The organism is Mucilaginibacter sp. P5_A4, from assembly GCF_056400605.1.
Genome location: NZ_JBFUKX010000016.1, coordinates 88750 through 110838 on the forward strand (window position 1 = coordinate 88750; position 22089 = coordinate 110838).

Genomic DNA, 22089 nt, shown 5'->3' on the forward strand with positions numbered 1-22089 from the left:
ATTAAGGACTAATTGGGGCAGTTAATGCAGAGGGGACAATCTTACCCCAGATTTGAAGGTAATGATATAATTCAAATCGTGGCTGATCATCAAAAAGCGAAGTGTCGATTACAGAAGGGTCTGTTGTAAGATCAAACAAATGCATCCCTGATGTTGTAATTTCGGGCTCATACATTTTAATGTGACTATCTGCAGAATCTTTATAAATAAGCATCTGATGCCCTGCTTTACTATCCCTGTTATTATCTATTTGATTTGCCCTGGGTTTATGTGAAGCATCAATCCTCCTTATAAAAACGTTTCTTGGGTGATTGCCTTGTTCATCAACCTGGGTAATTGTACTGCTTTGTTGTGTAGTTGGCAAACCTGCCATATCAAACGTTGAATTAAAGCTTACCGCCCATGTATTTAGCATTAATTGCTCACCTGGATTGAGTGATGATGCCTGGGTTAACAACTCTGCCCTGTTATTGCACCAAACATCCATATTCACCATATTTTGGGACAAATCGAAACCCGGGGTTATCTGGCTACGAACTGTATTGGCATTTGCAGCAGGCGTACCAACATTATCGGCAAAAAAGAGATCATGTACTGCCTCCATTGCCCAATACATATTGCCATAAGTAGCCTGCCTGCTTGTAATTCTTGATTTAACAAAATCAATGACCCTCATTGCAGTTCGTTCCCGTGTGCCAACCTGGGGCGCCTGTAAAAGCCCCTGCAGCGAGATTGCAGATAAGTAACTTATTGCAGCAGCGGGACCCATTAAAATATGACTCATTAACGCCACCGACTGCACACAACGAACAGCATCGCTATCAGTACCCGGAATACGATCATACTGCCCCAGCTTGTTGGCAATATCATTTCCATCCCATCCGCCGGCTGTAAAAGGTAAAACAGTTTCTGGTAGCTGGCTATTTAACTCAATATCCGCCTGTGGTCTGCTTGCTGTCATACTACCAGCAGGGACCGGTGTAGACAATGAACTTGTATCTGGCATGCCTGCAGTTATTGTTATTGGCGGCATATTAACAACATCCGTATCTCTTTGAACCAACTGAGGAGTGTCTCCCTGCTGAATAGTATGGGTAAGTTCATGGGCCAGCAATCTCTTCCCGCTCTCGGTGCCAGGATTATATTTGTCCTGGTTAAAATAAATATCTTTTCCTATGGTAAATGCCTGTGCATTCAAAGCTTTTGAAAGTTGGCTTGACCCGGCATCCGCATGAATTTTAACATCCGAAAATTCGGTTCCAAAACGGCTTTCCATAAAGCTTTTAGTTCCCCTATCCATAGTATCACCGCTCCCCTTTGATGATTCAATTTGCCCGCTTACATTAGCGGGCACCGCTGTACCAGCAATATCGGTTTTCTTTTGAACTGATTGTGTAAGCGAGTTATGCTGTACTTCCCCCCCCTCAGCAAAGTGTGCTTTACGCTGAACAAATGTACTCCCGGGCATATTCACCACCTTATCTGCAACAGTATCGGCTTCATGTTCGAGTGGGTCATCAGGTGCGCCAACAGTTAATTTAGCCTGAAGAAACAAGCCAGCCACATTTCCTTCAGACGACACATCTTGTGGCAAACCTTGCTGCTGTACGGTTGCAGCAGCAGTAGCGACGGGTTCTGAAGCAACAACTTTTTTCACAAAATATTAATGAAATTATATAACCAGGAAAAATTCAATTTTAAAACAGCGACGCAAGCCAGATCATAATCCCCACCGTGGCAATATAAAAGACTCCGCCGGTTAAAACCTGTCAGATCTTCCGATACTTAAATAAGCTTTTGAAGTAGTTAAATTCATCTATCAAAGCATAGGGCTTACCCATTGAGCCCTGGTAAGTATCTTCAATATAAGGCTGACCGTCTTTCCAATTGACCGGCCAACTTAGGTTAATTTGCTTTTCTTTGTCTTCGTTTGGCCAGTTTTCCCAGCCTTTAAAAGACCTCCTTAATGAAATATCTGCGTTAACAGGCAAATCAAAAATGATTCTTAAAAGAATAAACAGCCGTGACTGCAATACATCATTATTATCCTTATGAGTAAATATGCTCCTTTCACCTTCAAAAAGGTGAATAATATCACGCGAACCCATTTTTTGTATAAGCCGGGCGCATTCAAAATATAAAGCCCAGTCTGCATTGGTAAAATTTCCGTCTTTCCAGGGCTTTAATTTACTTATGAGTTCTTTTGCCTTGCTTACTGCATTTTCCATTTATGGCTTTGAATCAACTTTATTAAAATGTTTACTTTCTTCACCGCAGCAATTCCACCATGAACTTGCCCAGCGCGAGGCTGGCCCTTCTGTTGCAGCCCCGTTAAACCACGAAGGTTCGGATTTAGTTGAGGGTAAGGCGCCGCTTGTTGGCTCTTTACCAGGCCCCCAGCTGCTGCTTCCTGCCGGTGCAACATTAAAATCTCCAAGGTCTCCGGTTACAGCCTTGGTAAAAAATTTAATGGTTCCTAATGAGGTTTGTGTTCCGCTGGTATTAGGTTGCGGCGGTCTCGTACTTCCATCTGTCCAGGCATCTCTAACAGTTGTCCAGTCAAGTTTGTCACCTTTATTTATTTTCCAGGCTTCCCAAAACTCTAATTTTGGCGCCAATTCTGTATAACTAATATCCGATGGGCAATCGGCTTTAGTTTCTAATGATCTGATATGTTGAACAATGTAACCATCATCCGGTGCAGGACTGCTCAATGCAAATACCCATTGAACATCTCGTTCGCCACATGTGCCTTTGTTAAATGAATGCAGTGAAAGATCTAATTTTTGCACCCTTTGTGCGCTATCGCTCTGTTGAATAGTATGCGTTAATTCATGCGCCAGCAAATGTTTGCCGTTGTTTGAGTTTGGTTGATACTGGCCCTGATTAAAATATATATCCTTCCCTACAGTAAATGCTTTTGCATGCAGATTGTTACTAAGTTTAGCCGATTCACCATCTGAATGGATTTTCACATTATTGAAATCACGACCAAAACGTTTACTCATAAATGAATTTGTTTGCTGATCAAGAGCTACACCCTTGCCTACAGACGATTTAATTGAATTTGAGGTTGATTCGCTTACTGCAACGCCTGCGTCTCCTTTTGCCTGGATCAGTGGTGTCACATCGCCGGCCAACGGTTTCCTTTGCAATTCTTCTTCTTTTTCACATTCAGCACATTTACGTTGAACAAACGTATTGTCGGGTGTATTCATCACGTGGTCGGCCATTGAGTCGGCTTCCTTTTCATAATGATCATCAGAACTTCCTACCGTTAGTTTAGGTTGAACAGAAAGATCATTCCCCATGGTTGCTTCCTCATTATTATATGATCCGGTGCCTGCTTGAATATCTGTATTTTTAGCTGTAGCAAACATACTTCCTCCTTTTTAAATAGTCTTTCCGTCTTTCCTGAATTCTTTTCTTATGCCTTCTAATATATCAGCCTGGCGTATCACATTTTCTCTGCGATGCAGGGCCATAAGGGATGCATATTGAACAACGTTTATGATTGAACCTCCTGCAAGCTCATATTTATCGGCAATGGCATACAAATCTATATCATCTGATAAAGTTGTTTTATTGCTAAACGCGTTTTGCCATAGTGCAAAACGCTCATGGCTTTTAGGTACCGGGAAATAAATAACAGATTGAAGCCTGCGGCCAAAAGCTTCATCAACATTGCTGCGCATATTTGATGATAAAATTACCAGGCCGTTATAATCTTCAAGCCGCTGAAGCAGGTAAGCAATTTCCTGGTTAGCATATTTATCATGAGCATCTGAGATGGAAGTTCTTTTGCCAAATAAGGCGTCTGCTTCGTCAAAAAATAATATCCAGTTTTTATGCTCTGCCTTAACAAATATTTTTTCGAGGTTTTTTTCGGTTTCGCCAATGTATTTTGAAACAACCATTGACAGATCAACCCGGTAAACATCAACTCCGGCAAGCTTGCCAAACAGACCGGCAGTAAGCGTTTTACCCGTACCCGGCGGACCATGGAATAATACTTTATATCCCGGTTTTAACTGTTTTTTCATTCCCCACTCATTCATGAGTGTTTTACCATGCTCCAGCCATATTTTTATATCATTTAATTGCTGCATGGTATGCCTGTCGAGCACCAGGTCGTCCCAGGCAAGAGTTGTAGTGATCCTTTTGGCCGGGAAATCCATACTAAACGAGGGTTTACGAAGTGTGCCGGTGGTAAACAGATCTACATATTCGTCATTAATTAATAATTGCCCACTAAATACGGGCTCATTTGCCGGCGAAGAAGCCAGCCATAAAATATTATGAACCCTAAACAAATGATCGGTATCAAATATCTGCTGGGCTTTAAAACGTTTACTGAGATCATTACCGGCAAGTAAAAACAAAGCCGTTTCGCCGGTGGGTAAAAAGCCGCTGTGCGCCGTTCCCTTCAACCCGCCAAACTCTGTATTGCCACGATCTTTAGATTGATTGCGGGTAAAAAATGCATCAAGCACTTGTGGGCAAATATGCGGCAATAAGGCAAGCATTAATACCAGCCTTTCAGAAAATGTTAATTTATAAAACTCAATAAATTCATTGTAAACAGATTTACCGGCTGATAATTCTGGTGGAGTTATACTATAAACTGAATCTATTGCCGACTCTTCGCCCAAATAGCTCTTCAAGCGAGCCTGAAGCACACTTTGAAACCACATGATCTCGTCAAGCAGGTCCGACGCGTTTAAATGATACGCGTCCTTTTTTAATAAGGGGGCCTCGCCTACCATTCGCAATAAATTAAATCTTTAAGCCAAGGAAGCTTTATTGTGCCGATACCCCAGGGTAAACGATCAAGCAAAACATCAAAGCCGCTTCGTTCAACCTGTATTAACCAATGATCATTTTTATAGGTCACCTTTCCTTCGCGAAGTATAAAAGTATTTTGTAGTGCCGCAATCCCCGGTCCTTTTAATGCCCCCCAATGGTTAATAATAGTTTGCAGCAATACTCCCGATTCTTCCTTTTCATTTTCTGTTAGTTTAATGCCGTTTGCAATAACCTCACTGGTATTCAATCCGCATAAAATTTTGTTGAGCGCCATTTCCCATTCTTTATATTCTTCGTCGCCACATTGCAGATAATAAAGTAATACAGCCGCTTTAGTTTGCGCTTCTACAGATACAAACTGGTTCTTTTCATCAACAAGCTTTAAACCATGAAAATAAGCAGGTAAAAATGGATGAAGCAAAACGAGGCCAGCGTTTTCAACATATAGTCCTTCGCTGTTAAGTTGAGTATTATTGTTTACAGGCTTTTTTTTGTTCAGGCTGGTTTCTGCATTAGTTTTTAACCTTTCAGCAGGATCAGCCAAATTAATTGTTTGTATTACCGATTCATATAAAGCTTTATCTGCATCAAGCGTATTAATCCTGTTTTTCATTTCATGGATGTTAACCGGGAATAAGCTCATCAATTTATTTAAAAACGCTTTAAAGAAATTGCTTTCATCAGTATGTAATAAAACAAAGCTGAACACCTGTTCATAAAATACTTTTAAGGAGATCTTAAAAAGGGATATAAACTGTTCCTTTGGGTTAAGGAGCATATCCACATTTACTTTAACCGCAGCATTGTTAAGTAAGCCAATAATTTGAACAATGTAATTATTACAAGCTGTATCATCAAGATAATCAACCAGGCGTTTTATCTGTTGTTCAACATCTTTTGCTGATGAATTTCGTGTTTTGGATATGAGCTTAAGCAGGAGGCTGTTTTGCCCGGCAGTATCCAGCCCGGCAAGAAGTTCGGCTGGCGTCTGTCTCTGATCCTTTTTGAACCACCAGGGATAGTGCCCGTTTTCTAAAAAGAAAAACAATGCCGAACCATTTTGTTGTTTTTGATCAACATATTGTAAAGAAGCTCCCGGTTCATGTGCTGTTGATGCCTGAGTTTGTATACTTTGCGGGCTGGCTTCAAATTGCTTTACCAATTCGTTAATTATTTTTTGCTCGGCTATCCTTATAAAATTGTCGTTAAATTCATTTGCCGGTATCACACCAAGATCAATTTTAAGTGAATCTATTTTCAAAATATTGCCAGAACTCATGGTTTGATGAAATACCCGCTCAAGCATCCTCAATAATTCGTGGTTAGCTATTTCATTTATATACTGCCTGCAATCAAACGCAAGTTTTTCATTACAGGCTTGTATCCTGATCTTTTGTTTACATATTATTACATCTCCGTTCACAATTATTTATTAAAGCCCCGGGTTATAACATTTGCGCGATTAGTTATCGCAGTAACCTGTTTTTGTAAATTGGCATCTTGAACAAGGCTTGTACCGCTGTGTACATCGGCTAAAATGCTTTTTACTGCAACCGCGCTATTAACATCACTTGTAATTGCCGGATCATTTAGTTTTACAGTTATAGCATCTGCTGCTTTCACAAGCTCGGTTTCCTTTTCAACCCTGGTAGGATCATTAGCTGCAAGTTGCTGCACCGCAATTTGTTTTTGACGGAAGTTCTCTACTTCGGCTGTAAGATCCTGGTTGGCAAAAGTTAAACCGGTTGTTGGGAGCGTTTTTATACTGGCATCCGTGGTAAGCACTGTTTTAAACAGCGATGAATTATCGTCCAACCGAGTGCTAAAGCTGGCTATCTGGGGCGCGATGCTGTCAATTCTGGCATTTGTAACGGCCATTTTAAGATCAATTGTTGACGCTACCTTTTTAGTTACGGCATCATCAATGTCGGTTCCCTTGGCATAAGGAAGTATACTGGCTTCAAAATGTTTTATATAATTTGGTTTAAGCTCAAATATATTATCTATCGGAAATTTAGGAATAATCGGTATACCGCCTGGTAATGGCAAAGGCAGCGGTGTGTAAACCGGCGGGTTGGGCACTATATCCTTATCAATGCTGGCATATGGCAGCATGAAATCAGCTATTACTATTTGATCATCGGCTGTATATACCAATACAAAAGTCCCCCCGCGTAAAACACCACCGGCGTGTTCAAGCCCGGGATTGTCTTTCATAAAGTTACCCAGCATAAGCCCTGTTTTTTTCTTTACAAGAGAATCCTGGTAAATACCTGAAATTACATCCGTTTTCCTGATAACATCAGAATTAAGAATAAAATCATGAGGAATTGCAGTATTTGAAAAGGTATATTGTTTGGTTTGAGCTTTCACATTGGTGGCAGCAGTGATTACATTTGAAACAGCAGAACGGTAACTCAGGAGACTAAATTTGGGGTTAGCAATGTCAAGACTATTATCGAGCACACTTTGCCTTGCTGTTTTAAACTCAGTAACCGGCACGGTTTGGTCTTTAGTCTGGAGGTTATCATTTATTATATCAGCATTATCCAATCTGTCAATAAAAGTGCTCTTTATTGATTTTTCGTACATATATAAATGTGGAAAATACCAGGCCCTGGGCGGGATGGTTTCCAGCTTTTTCTCAACCTGGACAGATTGAATATTTATTGGCAAATTATTATCTAAGATCACTTTATTAAGTACAGCTTCAACATCTGCCCGCTTAAACCCAATGTGCCCTTCAATTCTGAAGAAGTTATAGGGCAAAATATTAAACAACAGGGGGTTAAAAGTTGCTGCATCATTTGGGGCATATTGACCGGCAGAATATGAGAGTATTTTATTTTCTCTTTTCCGGTTGTTTGCCTTAAAATTCCAGTATAGGTTTAATGGTAAATTTGCATTAAATCTATAGTAAAAAGGAATACTTCTTTTACCTAACTCGGCATCCTCATAAAGGCTTGGCGTAATTTTAAAGCCCCGATCAAGGTTTTGAAGCTCAGCAGCAGTTGGCACCTTAAAATTAGTGATCATGCTGTGTATTCGCATAAAGCAAAACCGGGTAAGCTCATCAGACTCATCGTTACTATTCAAAATTGGCGACTCATAAAAATGATGGCGGTATTCCAGATCGATCAATACCGGGTTGAACCTGCGAATGAGGGTGCCAAGGTTAAAACGTATATTGCTCAATAAACTAACCCGCGGATTCAGCAAACTATTTATTGCTATTGTCCTGGTTGTAGGCAATTCTCTTATGGGTATCCTGATGTCGGGAAAAACAACAATTGGATTCTTTACGGTTGCATCTCTGATCAAACCAAGCAATACATGTTTGGGAAACAGATCAACATCCGGAGAGATCAGCATATCGTTGGAGAAAAGGCTTTCGCGCATTTCATTGTAAGCATAGCTTATATCCCTTGCAAAATCATATACATATTGGGTTGACGTAGTTGTTGCGGCAGTAAAGTACTGATCAAGCAATGTTCCCCAGTTTGTGGTTGGGTCGCCGCTGTCAAACTCATCCTCTACAATAAGCCGGCATACCTGGTAGGCCTTTGTTAACTTATTTTTTATATCATCCTTAACCGCCAGCACATTATTAAAAGACGCATTCAGCTCGGCATAAGTATCAATTGCAGTACTTACAGTTACCCTGGGAATATTCAGATCATCAAGCGAAAAATAATCCTTATTCATAGATGGCATGCTTTGTAAAAGTGTGCGCACGTTGTTTTTATGAACAAGCAAAACCTTAAGATCCTTAACTGCAATTATACCCTTGTTATCGCAATCAGTTCCTGTGCACAGATCCGGATCGTTATCATAATCTTCCAGGTACAGTATACCTACATAATCCTTAAATGCCGTGCTGGTTGTACCCTCAAGCGTTGACAGATCTTTACCCGGTACTGAGCCAACTAACTTGCTGTTGCGAAGTTCGAACATTGGAATAGGTTTGTCATTATCCAGGTGAAAGTAAGGATACTTTGCATTTTTATCCTCGAAGGTATCATACTGATCAAACTCCTGGTCGGTTTCAAACTGTAGCAGGTCGCCATCTGTGGTAATGGCTACACCTTTTGATACCACAAGGTGCTTGTTTTCCAGCAGCCCTATCTCGAGACCCGCAATTATACCAACCCCGATTGCCTGCGTGCGGGTTAGCCGGTTTTGAACATCCAGGTAATTAAACAAATCATTTAACTGATCGGCAGTTAATACCTGGTCGTTTTCAAAAATAGTAAAGCGGGTATTGTCTTTACTGATGTTATCGAGTACGTTACCCATAATTTTATGTTTTAAGTGTTCCCAATGCGTTTTGATTCAATAAAAAAAGTGTACGTTCTTCGCTGCTTTTGCAGTCCTCCAAACGTGCAACCGGGTATACTGTTCTTAGTGCTGTAAAAATGGTAATGAACCTGTTTAATTTGATATTACCAACATCGGCGGCTATACCCGCTTTAACTTTAAGCCAGTCTTTATATGCATCCTGAAATTCCACCAGTTGCTCGTTACTAACCCAGCATATTTTTACGAAAGTATGAGCAGGAGCTTCCATCCGGATAGTTTGTTCGCTAAACTGCCTGAAACCAAGATTAAGAAAACGGGGAGCGTAAGCTGGTAAAACAACGCTAATGCGGAATGAATACGGATCTTTATCATCGCAACTTTTACAGCTATCATCAACACAAATAGGCAAAAAGCCATCATAGGATGCTGCCGGAGGTGATGATGGCGGGCTTGCAGGTGGTTGAACTTCCTGGTTAGGTAAAAGCAATAAATGTTCAATTAAAAACATTCCCTCCTCCGCTCTTGTCTTTGTTACCAACAATAACAGCGTTGCGGTATCAACACCGGCAGCTTTAGCCGATGCATATTTTGTGGTACTTACGCCTATAATTTTACCTGCATTTAAAAGCTGGTACGAAAAAGTGTTATCAGCATTTTTAACAATTTTTAAGTTTGAAGGGGTATAAAGCAAAGTAAGCGCATCATCCAGGTCAAACGCTGCCTCTTCCTGTCCGGGATACTTTACAGCACCCTCCAATAGGATTTTTCCGGCACGGTAATCAATAATACGAAACCAATATTCATCATTATTAGCTGCATTAAGACCATGCTGAATAGCAGTATTTAAATTCACCAGGTTGCGCCTGTTAATGTTATCAAAGCCCAGCAACCGTTGCAGTCTTTTCTCCAGTCCGCTTATATTATCGGTATCCCATATTTTACCGGCATCGGTATAATTATATCCACAGAACCGTTTGGAGCTGTATTCTGGATAGTTTTTAAGAAAATCAATTTTGTCCTGGATAATATCATCAGGATTTACTACTGCGGGGCTTATAACATCTTTAGGGTTTGAGGTAAACCCTGAATACAACACATTCACATAATCAAAAAATGATTCGGCAAATCGTGAAAGCAGATGATCCAAAAATAAATTTCTCCGTTTATAATAAGTAAGCTTATCCTCAGCAGCAGACTGAACATCCGCGCTTATTGTATTTTTATTTACAAATAACGCATCGGCATTTTTAAAGCTTTTTACTGCTTGTGTAAAATAAGTAGCTGATTCGGGGTTTACCGAGAACAGGTTAGTTAAATGTGAAAGCTGCGACACGTAGTTTGCCAATTGCTGATCAAAAAAGTATAAATACCCCTGCAATTGTTTCGCCTGCGCTTTGCGTTCGTCTGTAGCATCGCCGGGCAGTCCCCAGTGGCTGATACCATAGTTTTTGGGTAAGTGATTTTGAAAAGAATAGTAGTTACCGGTATCAATAAAGCTGCCGCTATCAAAGGCAATATCTTCGGTTAACACCAGGTCATTGCCAACTATGTAATCGCTCATCAACTTATTAAACCTGTTTTTAATGATGTTCAAATCTGGCCGTAGCGGAATCCCATTTTTATAGATCAAAATATTGGAATCGAGGATATTGATTACCGATTGCTTACCTTTTGCTACCGGGATTATCCATTTGTTTGGCAGTTCGGTTACCTGGTCTGTCGGGTTAAAAATGATATCAAGAATATTAGTTACGCCATCAACATTCAATATCTGCTGCATGATATCAGATAAATGAATTTCTGTTTTAAGGTCGGAGTTAATTAATTCCTCTTCTTTAATAAAGCCATGCGTAAGCATTGGCCCTTCAAATATTACATCAGTTGTATAACCCTGCGCCAACAGATCTTTGAGCCAATAAAACTTTATTAGTGGTGTAAGGTATAATTGAATATTAAAAAAAAGCTGGGCAACAGCATCAAACGGATCTGCTCCGGGCTTCAGCTCCAATTCTGTACAAATACGAAATTCTTGTTTGGCGACCTCGTTTATGGCTAAAAAGTTTTCGCAAAGGTTACGGTTTTGCATCAGCACCTTACCCACGTTATTCTTAATAACCTGTTTATTTACTTCGGCAACGTTGGTATCAAACTCAATAAGCACATCGTAACAGCCCTGCACGTTTACCGGCTCCCATTTTAAGCTTTTAGGTTGTGTAAATTGTAATTTTTTAAGGCTGATATCCGCAAAAATTGGAATGATTCTTTTTTGCAACCAGGCATTTTTAACACCTACGATATCGATAAGCAATTTGCGATAATCATTAATTGTTACCGGTTTATTGGGGAATATTTTACCGGCCGAAAAGAAATGTTTGAGACTATTCGCTTTTGTATCGGCAGGCGTAGCAAGCAAATCGGGGATGCTGTTATTTGCCCTGTAGCTTAAATCGGTAATTACATAGCAAAGCAATTCAAGCGTAGTAATACCCGGATCGTGTATATTATAATCTGTCCAGATAGCGGATGCAGTTTTTTCAATATGGTCAACGCCAACCCTCCTTAATTCTTCAAAATCAAAAGCGCTGTTTTGCGGTTTTTGCGATGAAATAGTTAGTACATCACTCATGGGTTATCTTGTTGTTCAATTTAGAAATGATTGAGCTGTAGCTCATTTAATAATGAGAGGCGAATACAAATGCAGTATCAGTAGTTGCTGATATCATGATGCGTTGCCGATACCAGTATAGATGCCGGATTTGATGCCTCGGCAACTTCAACATTATGGCCAAACGCCTGTTTATCCGGTGAATATTTGTACAGCGAAAAGTCGGTCAGGTAATCTATATATTCCAGGTCTTCTAAAAATTTAATGATCATCGACTTGGTTACCTTGCCGCCAAAATGGAGGTCGTTACCAGCGTCAGATATCCAGGGAGATAAAAAGCCCTGAATTTTTTGATCGATTATTTTTTCGTAATAATTAAACTCATATCCTTTTTTCAGTTTAACCTTTACTGATACTTTCACGGGTTCATACAAAGGATTAATTACCTGGAATTGAGCCCAGGCAGATGAATGCCGCGTGAGGAATGTATAAATCTGATCGAGGGTGTTTTTATCAACCTTAGGTTTAAAGGGATCAACCGCGTTGCGATTTGTTAAATTGGGCACCACAATCATCAGGATATTACCCGGTGCATAAAAAGAAGTAGTTGTAGCATGATTAATACACTTTACCTTGTGCACCATAGGAAAATGATTTAGGATCATCCTTTCATAATCCCATATGGCTACACTCCTTTCTTTATGCCTTAACCGTTCACTTACCCTAATGTAATAAGCCTGGTCGTCCTCCATTAAGCGGCCCCCGAAAGATGCGTATGGCTGCGTTACTTTTTTGATACCACCGTTATCATTTTTAAGCTTTGTTATGCTATTGGGCGGCATAGCATTCACCAGGTGCGATGGATCATTATCCTGGTTGTTAAAAGATGCGATGGCTGCATTTGATTGTATATCGAGCAAGTTACAAACCCCGTCACTATCATTTTTTATGGCAGCCTTAAACCATAATAAACCATCTGCTAAAATACTGTTGGAGGTAGTTGCTTCGGGAGGGACAACTATTTTTATTACGCCACTTGTTAATAAACCATTTGTTGTATCAAAAATAAAATCTTCGTTGCTTAGGGTTTTCCAATAATTATCGCAAAGTACGCTCCATGTAATGTCAACTTTGGGTTTATCCGGGTTGGCGCTACCCTCGGCCACCTGGAAAAGCATACATACAGAATCCTGGGCATAAAGGCCGCTTAAGCCTATTTGCAATGTCCCCTCGTCAATATATTCGGGCACCAGTTTTACCAGGGCATTGTTTAAAAAACTATGTTTGCTGCGTGTATAGGCATGTTCACGCATTTGTCCGAATGCTCCGTATTGAAAAAATTCAATTTCTTCATTTACGTAATCATTCAGCGTGGTTCCGCTAAAATTAATTTTGGCTGTAGTTGCCGTATAATTTAGGGTTATGGATTGTATTTCGGGAGCAAAAGGTTCTGACGGAAGTTTTAACGTCCCCCCGTCCCTGCTGTATCTTAAAATTTCTGCTGTGTATTTTTCACGGTAATCTTTAAACAGGAAACTATGATCTAAACGGAGCTGCAATTGTCCCTTGCGGATATCTTTGTACACATCAAGAAGCAGCTGAAGAACGGGTTTATACAACTGGAGTGTTAAAGACGATTTAGCTTTTACAAAATTGGTTTTAGCCTGTAAGTTTGAAAAACCAGGTAACAGGTATGACATTTTATTGGTTACCGTTTGCTGTATTGACTGGCCTGGATTTATATAATAAGGCGTTACAAACTGCGGTAAAACGTATAGCGGAAACAAAACGGGAAATGCAGGATTGGTAAACTTCCAGGTTGTTGCCGCCTGTGCATTTGAGGTATTAAAAAGCTGAACAGATTTATATTGCTCCTGCCACGAAAAACCATCTTTAAAGGCTGCTATTGCATTAAAATCGCCATTGCCATTATTTGACTGGTTATAGTTAGCATAATACGACGCCAGGTTTGAATCCGGAATATTTTTCCAGTTCACATCCAGCGAAAATTCTTTCAATCGTTTTGAAAAGGTTTCCTGGTGACCGATATAAAAGTTTGAATTTTTATCAGATAGCGGCCCAAATGGAGTAAATGGCTTTTTGGCATTCAACGTTCCAAAGTCATTTTCAAGGTTGAGCGAAGAAATGCCGGTTACATTAACTTCGATTGTTGAATCAACAAGTTCGGCATTAATAAGATTACGATACCCAAAATCATATTTATCGGTATTAACAAGCACCTGCAGTATTGGATGAATTGTATCAAAATTGCTGCCATGTGTTGCCTTATTATAGGCAATTACAGCGGGTTCATCTTTACTTACATTAAAAGTAAATTTAACGCTGAACAATTGATTATCTGCCGAAGTTATGGTAGCTGATGAAAGCTTAGGTCCTATCCATCCTTTTTCGCCTGTTATACTTATGTTAAAAAGATTGGCTGTTAACACGGCGTTTTTGGCAGAAACATCCAGGTTTCTTACAGTTAGGGTTACCGAAACATTACGGTTACCCTCTTTCATCATTAAAATATCACTTGCAAGGCAAAACCCAACCTGTGCCACCGGAAGATCTGAACTCCCAAAACCATTCCATTTAGGGTTTGATGGATCCAAAACCGCACCCAGGCCATCTTTTGAATTGGCTATAGGTGCATGATGCAAGTAATTTTTATTTACCTGGTTTACATAAAGTGACTTTAACTGCGCCACTTTTGATTCATTAACTACAATATCATGTGTTAAGATATAGTTAAGATCTTTTTTAGCAGCATCCTTGCCCGCCAATAAGGCTGTGTTTGTTGTAAGCAAGGTATCTTCAGTATTTTTTTTGAGCTCAAAAATAACATGCGCCTTATCTGGCACGGGTGCGTTTTTACCCAGCTTTAAAACCTCCTGGTAATAAAAATCAAGATGGCGCCTGGTAAGGGTATTCATTAACGCTTTGGGCTGCTCCATCAGCTCAAAAAAGCTATCCAACAAAGCAATATGAGGAGGCAGGGAAGCATTTGCCGCCAGGTCATTCAATTCGTCAATACTTTTATCAAAAAAATTATCCCAGGTACCATTTTCAATCAGCTTTTGGTTAGCGGGATTCAGATCGTAAAACTTGATCAGCTTTGCTACTTTTTGAACGTATTTATACAGATCCTCCTTACTTCGCTGATCAACCGGCACAAGGGCCGGATCCAGCAATTGGGGCATACGCTGTTGCTGAGTTTGCCCATCGCGTTTCAGAATCACTTTGTAGTCAATGGCTTTAGTACTCATGCCGATTTGTTATTAGCCTCGTTTAAATAAAACGGATATACCAGGTTGAACCGGGTATTTGTATTGATCACTTCGTAATCAACCAGTATATCAATTCTCCCTTCTGATAAAAAATCATCCAGCAACTCAATAGTTAATAGTTTTATCCTGGGTTCAAAAATCAATACCGCGTTTTTTACAGTTACTTTAATAGCTGTTTCTGTCGACGCATTCATGGCTTCAAACACATAATCATCCAGGTTACAGCCATATAAAGGTTGAAGGAAACGTTCGCCTATGGTGGTTGAAAGCAATATTTCTAAACTCTTATTAATGTCCGCCTCATCGGCGGTCATTAACACCTGGCTGGTTATTTTTGAAAAAGTTGGAGGAAAACTCCATCCCCTACCTAAAAATGACTGTTCAGAAACATTGTTAAGCTTATCCATTTTCAAGAGATTTTATTACAGGTCAGGAAATTTCAACGGTGCCATCGTAAAGCGTTCCGTCGTTGAAAGTTGTTTTAACTTTAAAAGCCTCGGGGTGTGCCTTAAGGTGATTGATCACACCTTCGGCCACGGCTACAAATAAAAGCTGCATCTGTTTACTTGGCGGCGGGGCCGCACTTCCCATTACCTCGGGGTAATGATTGTTAAATGCAGTTTGTATAGCCTCGGCCATGCTGCCCGAAAAATCTGATGGTGAACCTGCTTTAAGCGCCATATTTTAACCTGTTTTTACTTTAACCGACAATAAAGACGGAGTTGGTGGCGGCATTGGCGGCACAGGTGGTGCAGGAGTTACCGGTAATGCCCCCAAAGCAAGCTCGCCGGGATGCATATGGGTTTGATAAATGTTAACTATCTGGTTAAGATAAGTGAGCAATTCATCTCCAAAAACCAACGGATGCGCTGCACCATCTACTAATTCTATTTGCGGCGCATCAACTATTACTTTGGTATTCCCCTTTACTGTAATAAGTCCGCCATTTACATCAATAACTATTTGGTTGCTGTTTGAATCTTTAATAGTAATGGCCGATGGCTCGGTTGTTATGATATGGCCATTCTGGTCCTCCAGTCTTATCCCCTTTTTATCATCGCTGATGATCACTTTATTTTCTCCGGGGGTTTCTATAACAACCTCCTTTATTTCGTCGTCAAAGGTTAGTTTCAGTTTTTCCCTGGAAGTATATCCCTTTTTAAAATTATCATTGGTAGGACTTATTGGCGGCACCTTATTTGAGCTGTGCAGCATACCCAAAATTACGGGCTGACGTGGATCGTCATATAAAAAACCTAAAAGTACTTCATCATCAACCTCTGGTCTAAAAAACATTCCACGTTCGTTACCGGCATCGGTAAGGGCTATTCTTGCCCATACACCATCATCATCGGCATTTATATACGGCATTTTCACTCTTACCCTTTGTTCACCATCCGGATCTTCATTATCTGTTACAATGCCGGTATGCAGCCCCACAACCCCCGGCAGTAAACCGCCTGCTTTGGGAGCGGTAACTGTATTTTCTTCCATAAACCAATCTGGCGTGTGGCCAAACTGCGCCTGGGTTTTCCACCCGGAAACTGTTGAATAATCCTGCCTGACACCACTAACAAAAGCTTTTCCGTTAAATCTATCACCAAGGCCGTGCAGCTCAATAACATCGCCGGGATTTATGGTGGCAATACCATCAAACTTAACCCTGCCCCTTATTTTTGACAGGCGCGATTTTAATAATTGCGCATCGGCCCAGGCCTGGCGTTCTTCTGAGGTAATTGAACCCGAATGATTTAAAACAAAATCATCCGGACCGGCAACCGTGGCAAGGTCATTAACTGAAAGTGTCCCTTCTTCTTCGAGGTTGGCAGGGTCATTAGCATCCGATTCGGCATTTGCCTGGTTAGCCATATCCCATGAAACACTTTTTACCGCTGTAAACTGGTTTCTGCTATCCATTTCTGCATCAAGTTCCATAACGGTTGCACCATGCAGTAATGAAAGTTTGGCGTCTCCGGAAACGGTTGGTTTTTTAGTAACTATTTTTTCATCGTTTGTAATTATAACATTGCCCGTAGCCTCGGCCCTGCTCAATACAAAATCCCAATCGGTGCTGTTATACTGAACCATTTCCTTATGCGTTACATCGGTTGATTCAATTTCCAGATCTGAAGACGAAAAGCCGTCACTTTCTAAAACCTGGCTGATGATATCAGCGTCAGTAAGATCATGAAAATATGCATTTTTACGCCCTATAGTTGTTTTTACGGCCTTGTGTTTACATTCAATTATCAGGTTTGGCGATACCGATTCTCTTATTTTGATGGATTGTTTAATGATAATTCCTTTAAATATACTAAAGCTATTATCCGGATCGCCGGCTGTTATCTCCATCTCGTTACCGGGAGTAAAAAGATCCCCGTCGGTTAATGGAAATTCGCCATTAGAAGCCTCACCATCCTGAATTACAATTGTTGCAGATGATATTTTATTTACCATCTTCATTACGTTAACCGAAAGTTTAGGCACTGACCGGGGAATTTCGGTGCCGTTAATTAATATTTTAAATTCGGCTACAGTGTTAACCGCAGGAATAATTCTTTCTTCAGGCATTGCTGGTTGGCTTTACATTTTTATCGAAAGGCGGAAAAATCAATTTTTGTCCGGGCTGCAGATCCCTGAAGTTTTTAAGATTATTTACCCTGGCAACTTCAAGATAATATTTAAAATCGCCGTAAATTTTTTGTACCATAGCCGGTAAGGTGTCACCTTCTTTAACTATGCGAATATGTGTTAGGTCTGGCGATGAATTTCTTTCTTCTGCCTGTCTTACTGCGGCCGGAAGCTTTTCGGCAAATGTTGCATTAATGATAACGCGCAATGGCGTGCCATCGGTTTTAAACATTTTATATTGTATCGAGGTGGTTTTAAGCTCACAATCAAACTCATACTGATTGGTACGTAACCATGTAAGGTGCCCCCATGTTATCCTAAGGAAACAGGTACGGTGCTTTTTACCATCATAACCCACCGCCTCATAAAACTCTTTAATTTTAGCCGGAACATCTAATTTTACACCATTGGCATTTGTACCATCAAGAAAAAACTTTAAAGCTACTTCTAAGGGCCTGGTACCAAGAAAGCCCCCGGCGCTTCCGTTAGCGCCAGCTGCATTGTTACTTTCTGTTATAACCGTGTAGTTAAGTGTAAACTCATCAGGATTAATAAAAGCAGTAAACTTCTTCTCGGCAGGGCCATTTCTGTTAATATCGGTCCATGATTCAATTTTGAGCTTTTGAGCTTCTTTACCTGGCAATAAGCCACTGAGTATATCCAGCATCAGCGTTCATTTTTTTTATCAAGAATTTCCATAACCTGCTCAATACATTCTTTAATGATCTCTTGCTTTAAAGAGCCATCACCAGATCCGGTACTGCCTGCTGAATTACTATCAGAAACAGTTACAGAAATTTCGATTTCGTTAATTATAATTGGCATAATTTAAAAGCTTACAGAACCTGATACCGCACCGGCAACAGCCCCCACGGCCCCTGCCACAAGATCATCAAGGCCCATTGGTTTAAAGTACTGATACGTAAGTTCGAGCGTTTCAATTACAAGGGTATTCTGTTCGGCATTAAATTCAGAAATATCAATCTTTGTAGGATATGCATTAAAAACATGCCACACGTTTAACGGGATATGATTATCATTCAGCAGACTTATCAGCACGTTTTTAGGATCAAATTCAAAGTTTTGGATGCTGTTGCGTGCCCAATGGCTAACAAAAGACCCCAGGAACAGCCCTCGTTTTAAAACCAGCTTATTAAACTGCGGCACACCCGGAAACTGATGTTTAAACCGATTTTCGCCGCCTTCGGCAATGGTTTCGGTTGGGATATTGACACTCAATCCGCTTACACTCTGAAACCGGATATCCTGGGGAGTTTGTGGAAACATTTCAATAACCACCAAAAAATGGAATCCCGGGGGTGGATAGATCAAACCATCTACAATACCACTAATCAGGCTCATAATTACAGAATTAGTTTAACCGTTTTGTATAACCAAACCCTCGTGCGCAATATCAAGCTGCTCAATAGCCACTTCGCTTCCGTCAGCTTTCAGGTCGGTACTTTGAATTTTCACAGGGAATGCATTCTTAATTTTCCACACAACTACCGGTTCATGCTTTTCATTCAGCAGGGTTAAGGTGATATCCCGCCTTTCAACAGCATTTAATGAAATGGTATTTAACCAGTTGAAAAATTCATTATCACCTGCAAATACTCCTCTTTTTAAAGTAATGTTGCTAAATTCGCGCATGCCCGGCATTTTAATTTTGCTGTATTCGGGCGAAGCTCCGTCGCGGTATTCGATCAATTTATTTTCGATGTTCAACCCGCTTACTTCAGAGAAGCCTATGTTCGACCCGCCCCACTCTACTCTGAAGTGAAACTTTGGTAATGGATAATTTGCCATGTTTTTGCTTTTTATGTTTGATTAGGTTTTGATAACCTTTAATTGATTAAGATTCCTGTAGTTTATGAGAGAATTTCAGGATGATAAATTCGGCAGGGCGTACTACGGCCATACCAATTTCAATATTCATTCGCCCTTCCAAAATATCAAGAGCTGTCATGGTTTGGCCAAGTCCTACTCTTACAAAAAATGCCTGTTCTGGCTTTGCCCCGGCAAGTGCGCCAGCCCTCCATTGCTTTATCAAGAAATTTTCAATCATTGCCCTAACTCTAACCCAGGTATTGGCATCATTTGGTTCAAAAACAACCCATTCTGTACCTTTTTTAATTGATTCTTCGGCAAAAATAAAGAACCTGCGTACAGGCACATATCGCCATTCATTATCATTTCCGGCCAACGTGCGCGATCCCCAGATCATTACTCCTTTACCCGTAAAATACCTTATAGCATTGATAGATTTGCCAGAAGTAGGATCAACATTTAACGACATCTGGTCTTCGGAAGAAATTTTAAGCGATGTAGAATTTACATATGCCAGCGTAACATTGGCCGGCGCTTTCCATACTCCTCTTGAACTATCAACCGCGGCGTAAGCACCTGCAACTGCCGATGAAGGAGGCATAAGAATATTTAAATTTTGCAGCTGCAGCTTAATGAGGTTATATAATTCGGAATTACCTGCAACCTGTGGTGCCGCCGGAGGCGATGCAGGTACAGTTGGCGCCGGTTTCTGCAGGTTAAGCCCGGTACGAACCGAAACCTTTAAAGTTGCAGGTGGATTTAAAATAGATGCCAGGCTGATTTTACCGGTGCCAATATCAGTTGCCTCAACCCCGTTTACTATATAAGTGATATTTACGTCGGCATCATCAAACCTATAGCTTAATATAGTTTGCAGGTAAGGGAAATAAGCTGCACCATATTTCATTAAATCAAGGTTACTGCCTAACGTAGCAGCATTTCTGAAGTCATCTGCCGATGAGTTGATATCATTTATTGTACCGCTTGACTGTTTAACATCTATAATGGTAAACCTATCCTGCAATGTAAAACATTGATTTAGCGCACTATTAATAACTGAATAATAGTTAGTTGAGGGCAGTGATGGACCATCAGGAAACAACAATAGTGTAGGTTCATCAACCTTTGCAATCTCGGCTAAACCATCCGTTAATTTGGTGGCATTAACGCCTCCTCCATTATACTTATCTGCCGAAACAATGTAGCAAGGGCCACCACCATTTGCAAAATACATTTGAAGCGCATAATACATCCTGTATTTAGAGCTTGTGGTCGGGTTAATGGCCGCATTAATTGTCCTGGTAACAGTATTTGCAGCATTTACATCTGTTATGGTTACCGTTATTGCCGTTTCTTTTTGAGCAAGCMCAAATAACTGTTCATACTCTAACAACGAACCTATTCGTTGCGGCTGTTTCCCAAAATCATTGCCATTGAAACTTGATTTTTCGGTGTATCCGATGAATGCAGGAATTGCGGTTTCAACTTCTGCCACCGAAGGTGGAAACGTTGGGATTTCCTTAATGTAAACCCCGGGAGTTTTAAATACATCTGCCATGGTGGTACTTTTTTTAATTAAATGGTTATTAAAATATCTGAGAAGGTATCTGCTCCTTCTGTTTTTATGAGATTTAGAGGTGGGTTTGGTAAGTTGGCTATCAGCACTTTATTTGTATTGTCTTTTAATTTTATGCCAGCTACAGATTCTTCTGATAATGGAAGCGCATTGTTTGATATAACAATAAATGTTCCTGCAGGAGAACCGCCGAGTAAACTAAAATTTATAGGAGAACCATTTGTTTTGGCCACACTTACCGATGTGATTGCCGGGTTAAATTTCCTGGTAATTATATAGCGCCATTTGGTTGCTCGGTTAGCAAACGGAATTTTATAATTTACAGTTGTAATTGAATTATCAATACCCTGGAACTGGTAATTGCTATTTAAACCAGCTTTGTAAAATATTTCAACCACTCCAAATACGTCAGACATTTCGGCCGGGTCAAGTGAATAGAAAGTGGCTTTCTCTGTGCCGTCAACTAAAAAAAGGACTCTTCCACCAGATGCTTTATTAAGATCAAAAGAATAATTAAATAAATTATTTGAATTGTTTAATTGCTGTTGCAACTTTTCATTACTATCAATAAAATTCAATTCGCCGTTTTGCGTACCTGCCGTACTGTTTTGAACTGATGAAAAACTACCGTTTACAAAAGGAAGCAAATCGGCATCTGATACTATTTTACTGCCTGTATTGGCTACAAGCAGCGGAACATTAGCAGCCGACATATTATTAACCTGGTTGTTAAAATAGTAATGGCTTGTAGGCGCTTTAAGCAAATTTATTTTGGTAATATTTTCAAATAATCCATTTCGCAGTTTCAATAAAAAAGTAAATTTTGTACCATCTGGCAAGGGGTTCTTAATAATATCATTGCCCGCAACAGCATCTACCTTTGCAAATAATTTTCCGCCGGATGTGGTTGGTAAAAAGTGAAGCCCTAATGATTTTATCAGCACTGCACACCTGGCCGAAGGCTGCATTATTATATCAGGACTTTTGCCAGATTTATAGAATGTATGGGCAAATTCCAATGTAAAAAGCGTCTTGTACTTAATTTTTATCAT

At 40.2% G+C, this 22089-nt stretch carries 17 protein-coding genes; all 17 read right to left on the reverse strand.

All coding sequences use genetic code 11. From position 1 onward, the window contains the following. Position 1: 1 nt before the first annotated feature. The 17 genes from AC1DQW_RS12200 to AC1DQW_RS12280 all read right to left on the reverse strand — a co-directional run bounded on the left by AC1DQW_RS12200 (position 2) and on the right by AC1DQW_RS12280 (position 22089). Positions 2–1657, reverse strand: a complete 1656-nt coding sequence (locus AC1DQW_RS12200) for an eCIS core domain-containing protein (RefSeq protein WP_477454336.1) — start codon at positions 1655–1657, stop codon at positions 2–4. 112 nt (positions 1658–1769) lie between these two features. Next, complete coding sequence (locus AC1DQW_RS12205; protein ID WP_477454337.1) at positions 1770–2228, reverse strand: hypothetical protein; 459 nt, start codon at positions 2226–2228, stop codon at positions 1770–1772. Then, positions 2229–3380 (reverse strand): eCIS core domain-containing protein, encoded by a 1152-nt coding sequence (locus AC1DQW_RS12210; protein ID WP_477420724.1) that lies wholly within the window; start codon positions 3378–3380, stop codon positions 2229–2231. It abuts the gene before it with no gap. 12 nt (positions 3381–3392) lie between these two features. After that, positions 3393–4766 (reverse strand): ATP-binding protein, encoded by a 1374-nt coding sequence (locus tag AC1DQW_RS12215; protein ID WP_477454338.1) that lies wholly within the window; start codon positions 4764–4766, stop codon positions 3393–3395. Continuing rightward, entirely contained in the window at positions 4760–6229 is a 1470-nt protein-coding gene (locus AC1DQW_RS12220) for a contractile injection system tape measure protein (RefSeq protein ID WP_477454339.1), read from the reverse strand. The genes AC1DQW_RS12215 and AC1DQW_RS12220 overlap by 7 nt, the downstream gene beginning before the upstream one ends. 2 nt (positions 6230–6231) lie before the next feature. Continuing rightward, the gene (locus AC1DQW_RS12225; protein WP_477454340.1) at positions 6232–9102 is read right to left on the reverse strand and encodes a hypothetical protein; all 2871 of its coding nucleotides are present in this window, start codon (positions 9100–9102) and stop codon (positions 6232–6234) included. A gap of 4 nt (positions 9103–9106) precedes the next feature. Continuing rightward, positions 9107–11731 (reverse strand): hypothetical protein, encoded by a 2625-nt coding sequence (locus AC1DQW_RS12230; protein WP_477454341.1) that lies wholly within the window; start codon positions 11729–11731, stop codon positions 9107–9109. Between the two features lie 77 nt (positions 11732–11808). Further along, a complete protein-coding gene (locus tag AC1DQW_RS12235) occupies positions 11809–14979 on the reverse strand; it encodes a hypothetical protein (RefSeq protein WP_477454342.1) in 3171 nt (1056 codons plus the stop codon). Beyond that, on the reverse strand, positions 14976–15407 hold the full coding sequence (locus AC1DQW_RS12240; protein WP_477420730.1) for a GPW/gp25 family protein: 432 nt from the start codon (positions 15405–15407) through the stop codon (positions 14976–14978). Before AC1DQW_RS12240 ends, AC1DQW_RS12235 begins: the two co-directional genes overlap by 4 nt. A gap of 22 nt (positions 15408–15429) precedes the next feature. After that, positions 15430–15681 carry a hypothetical protein gene (locus AC1DQW_RS12245; RefSeq protein ID WP_477454343.1) on the reverse strand — a complete coding sequence of 84 codons (252 nt, stop codon included), beginning with the start codon at positions 15679–15681 and terminating at the stop codon, positions 15430–15432. 3 nt (positions 15682–15684) lie between these two features. Further along, positions 15685–17571, reverse strand: a complete 1887-nt coding sequence (gene vgrG, locus AC1DQW_RS12250) for a type VI secretion system tip protein VgrG (protein WP_477454344.1) — start codon at positions 17569–17571, stop codon at positions 15685–15687. Beyond that, positions 17564–18298, reverse strand: a complete 735-nt coding sequence (locus AC1DQW_RS12255; RefSeq protein WP_477404823.1) for a CIS tube protein — start codon at positions 18296–18298, stop codon at positions 17564–17566. Before AC1DQW_RS12255 ends, vgrG begins: the two co-directional genes overlap by 8 nt. Next, on the reverse strand, positions 18298–18456 hold the full coding sequence (locus AC1DQW_RS12260) for a DUF5908 family protein (protein WP_477454345.1): 159 nt from the start codon (positions 18454–18456) through the stop codon (positions 18298–18300). The genes AC1DQW_RS12255 and AC1DQW_RS12260 overlap by 1 nt, the downstream gene beginning before the upstream one ends. Before the next feature lie 3 nt (positions 18457–18459). Further along, positions 18460–18993, reverse strand: a complete 534-nt coding sequence (locus AC1DQW_RS12265) for a phage tail protein (RefSeq protein WP_477454346.1) — start codon at positions 18991–18993, stop codon at positions 18460–18462. Between the two features lie 15 nt (positions 18994–19008). Next, complete coding sequence (locus AC1DQW_RS12270) at positions 19009–19440, reverse strand: phage tail protein (RefSeq protein ID WP_477420919.1); 432 nt, start codon at positions 19438–19440, stop codon at positions 19009–19011. A gap of 46 nt (positions 19441–19486) precedes the next feature. Beyond that, entirely contained in the window at positions 19487–21019 is a 1533-nt protein-coding gene (locus AC1DQW_RS12275; RefSeq protein WP_477454347.1) for a phage tail sheath family protein, read from the reverse strand. 17 nt (positions 21020–21036) lie between these two features. Continuing rightward, on the reverse strand, positions 21037–22089 hold the full coding sequence (locus AC1DQW_RS12280) for a hypothetical protein (RefSeq protein ID WP_477454348.1): 1053 nt from the start codon (positions 22087–22089) through the stop codon (positions 21037–21039).

Coding starts and splice junctions, on each gene's coding strand:
- AC1DQW_RS12205 (WP_477454337.1), bottom strand. CDS start 2,228: ATGGAAAATGCAGTAAGCAAGGCAAAAGAACTCATAAGTAAATTAAAG.
- AC1DQW_RS12210 (WP_477420724.1), bottom strand. CDS start 3,380: ATGTTTGCTACAGCTAAAAATACAGATATTCAAGCAGGCACCGGATCA.
- AC1DQW_RS12215 (WP_477454338.1), bottom strand. CDS start 4,766: ATGGTAGGCGAGGCCCCCTTATTAAAAAAGGACGCGTATCATTTAAAC.
- AC1DQW_RS12225 (WP_477454340.1), bottom strand. CDS start 9,102: ATGGGTAACGTACTCGATAACATCAGTAAAGACAATACCCGCTTTACT.
- AC1DQW_RS12230 (WP_477454341.1), bottom strand. CDS start 11,731: ATGAGTGATGTACTAACTATTTCATCGCAAAAACCGCAAAACAGCGCT.
- AC1DQW_RS12235 (WP_477454342.1), bottom strand. CDS start 14,979: ATGAGTACTAAAGCCATTGACTACAAAGTGATTCTGAAACGCGATGGG.
- AC1DQW_RS12240 (WP_477420730.1), bottom strand. CDS start 15,407: ATGGATAAGCTTAACAATGTTTCTGAACAGTCATTTTTAGGTAGGGGA.
- AC1DQW_RS12245 (WP_477454343.1), bottom strand. CDS start 15,681: ATGGCGCTTAAAGCAGGTTCACCATCAGATTTTTCGGGCAGCATGGCC.
- vgrG (WP_477454344.1), bottom strand. CDS start 17,571: ATGCCTGAAGAAAGAATTATTCCTGCGGTTAACACTGTAGCCGAATTT.
- AC1DQW_RS12255 (WP_477404823.1), bottom strand. CDS start 18,298: ATGCTGGATATACTCAGTGGCTTATTGCCAGGTAAAGAAGCTCAAAAG.
- AC1DQW_RS12260 (WP_477454345.1), bottom strand. CDS start 18,456: ATGCCAATTATAATTAACGAAATCGAAATTTCTGTAACTGTTTCTGAT.
- AC1DQW_RS12265 (WP_477454346.1), bottom strand. CDS start 18,993: ATGAGCCTGATTAGTGGTATTGTAGATGGTTTGATCTATCCACCCCCG.
- AC1DQW_RS12270 (WP_477420919.1), bottom strand. CDS start 19,440: ATGGCAAATTATCCATTACCAAAGTTTCACTTCAGAGTAGAGTGGGGC.
- AC1DQW_RS12280 (WP_477454348.1), bottom strand. CDS start 22,089: ATGATAAAAATTAAGTACAAGACGCTTTTTACATTGGAATTTGCCCAT.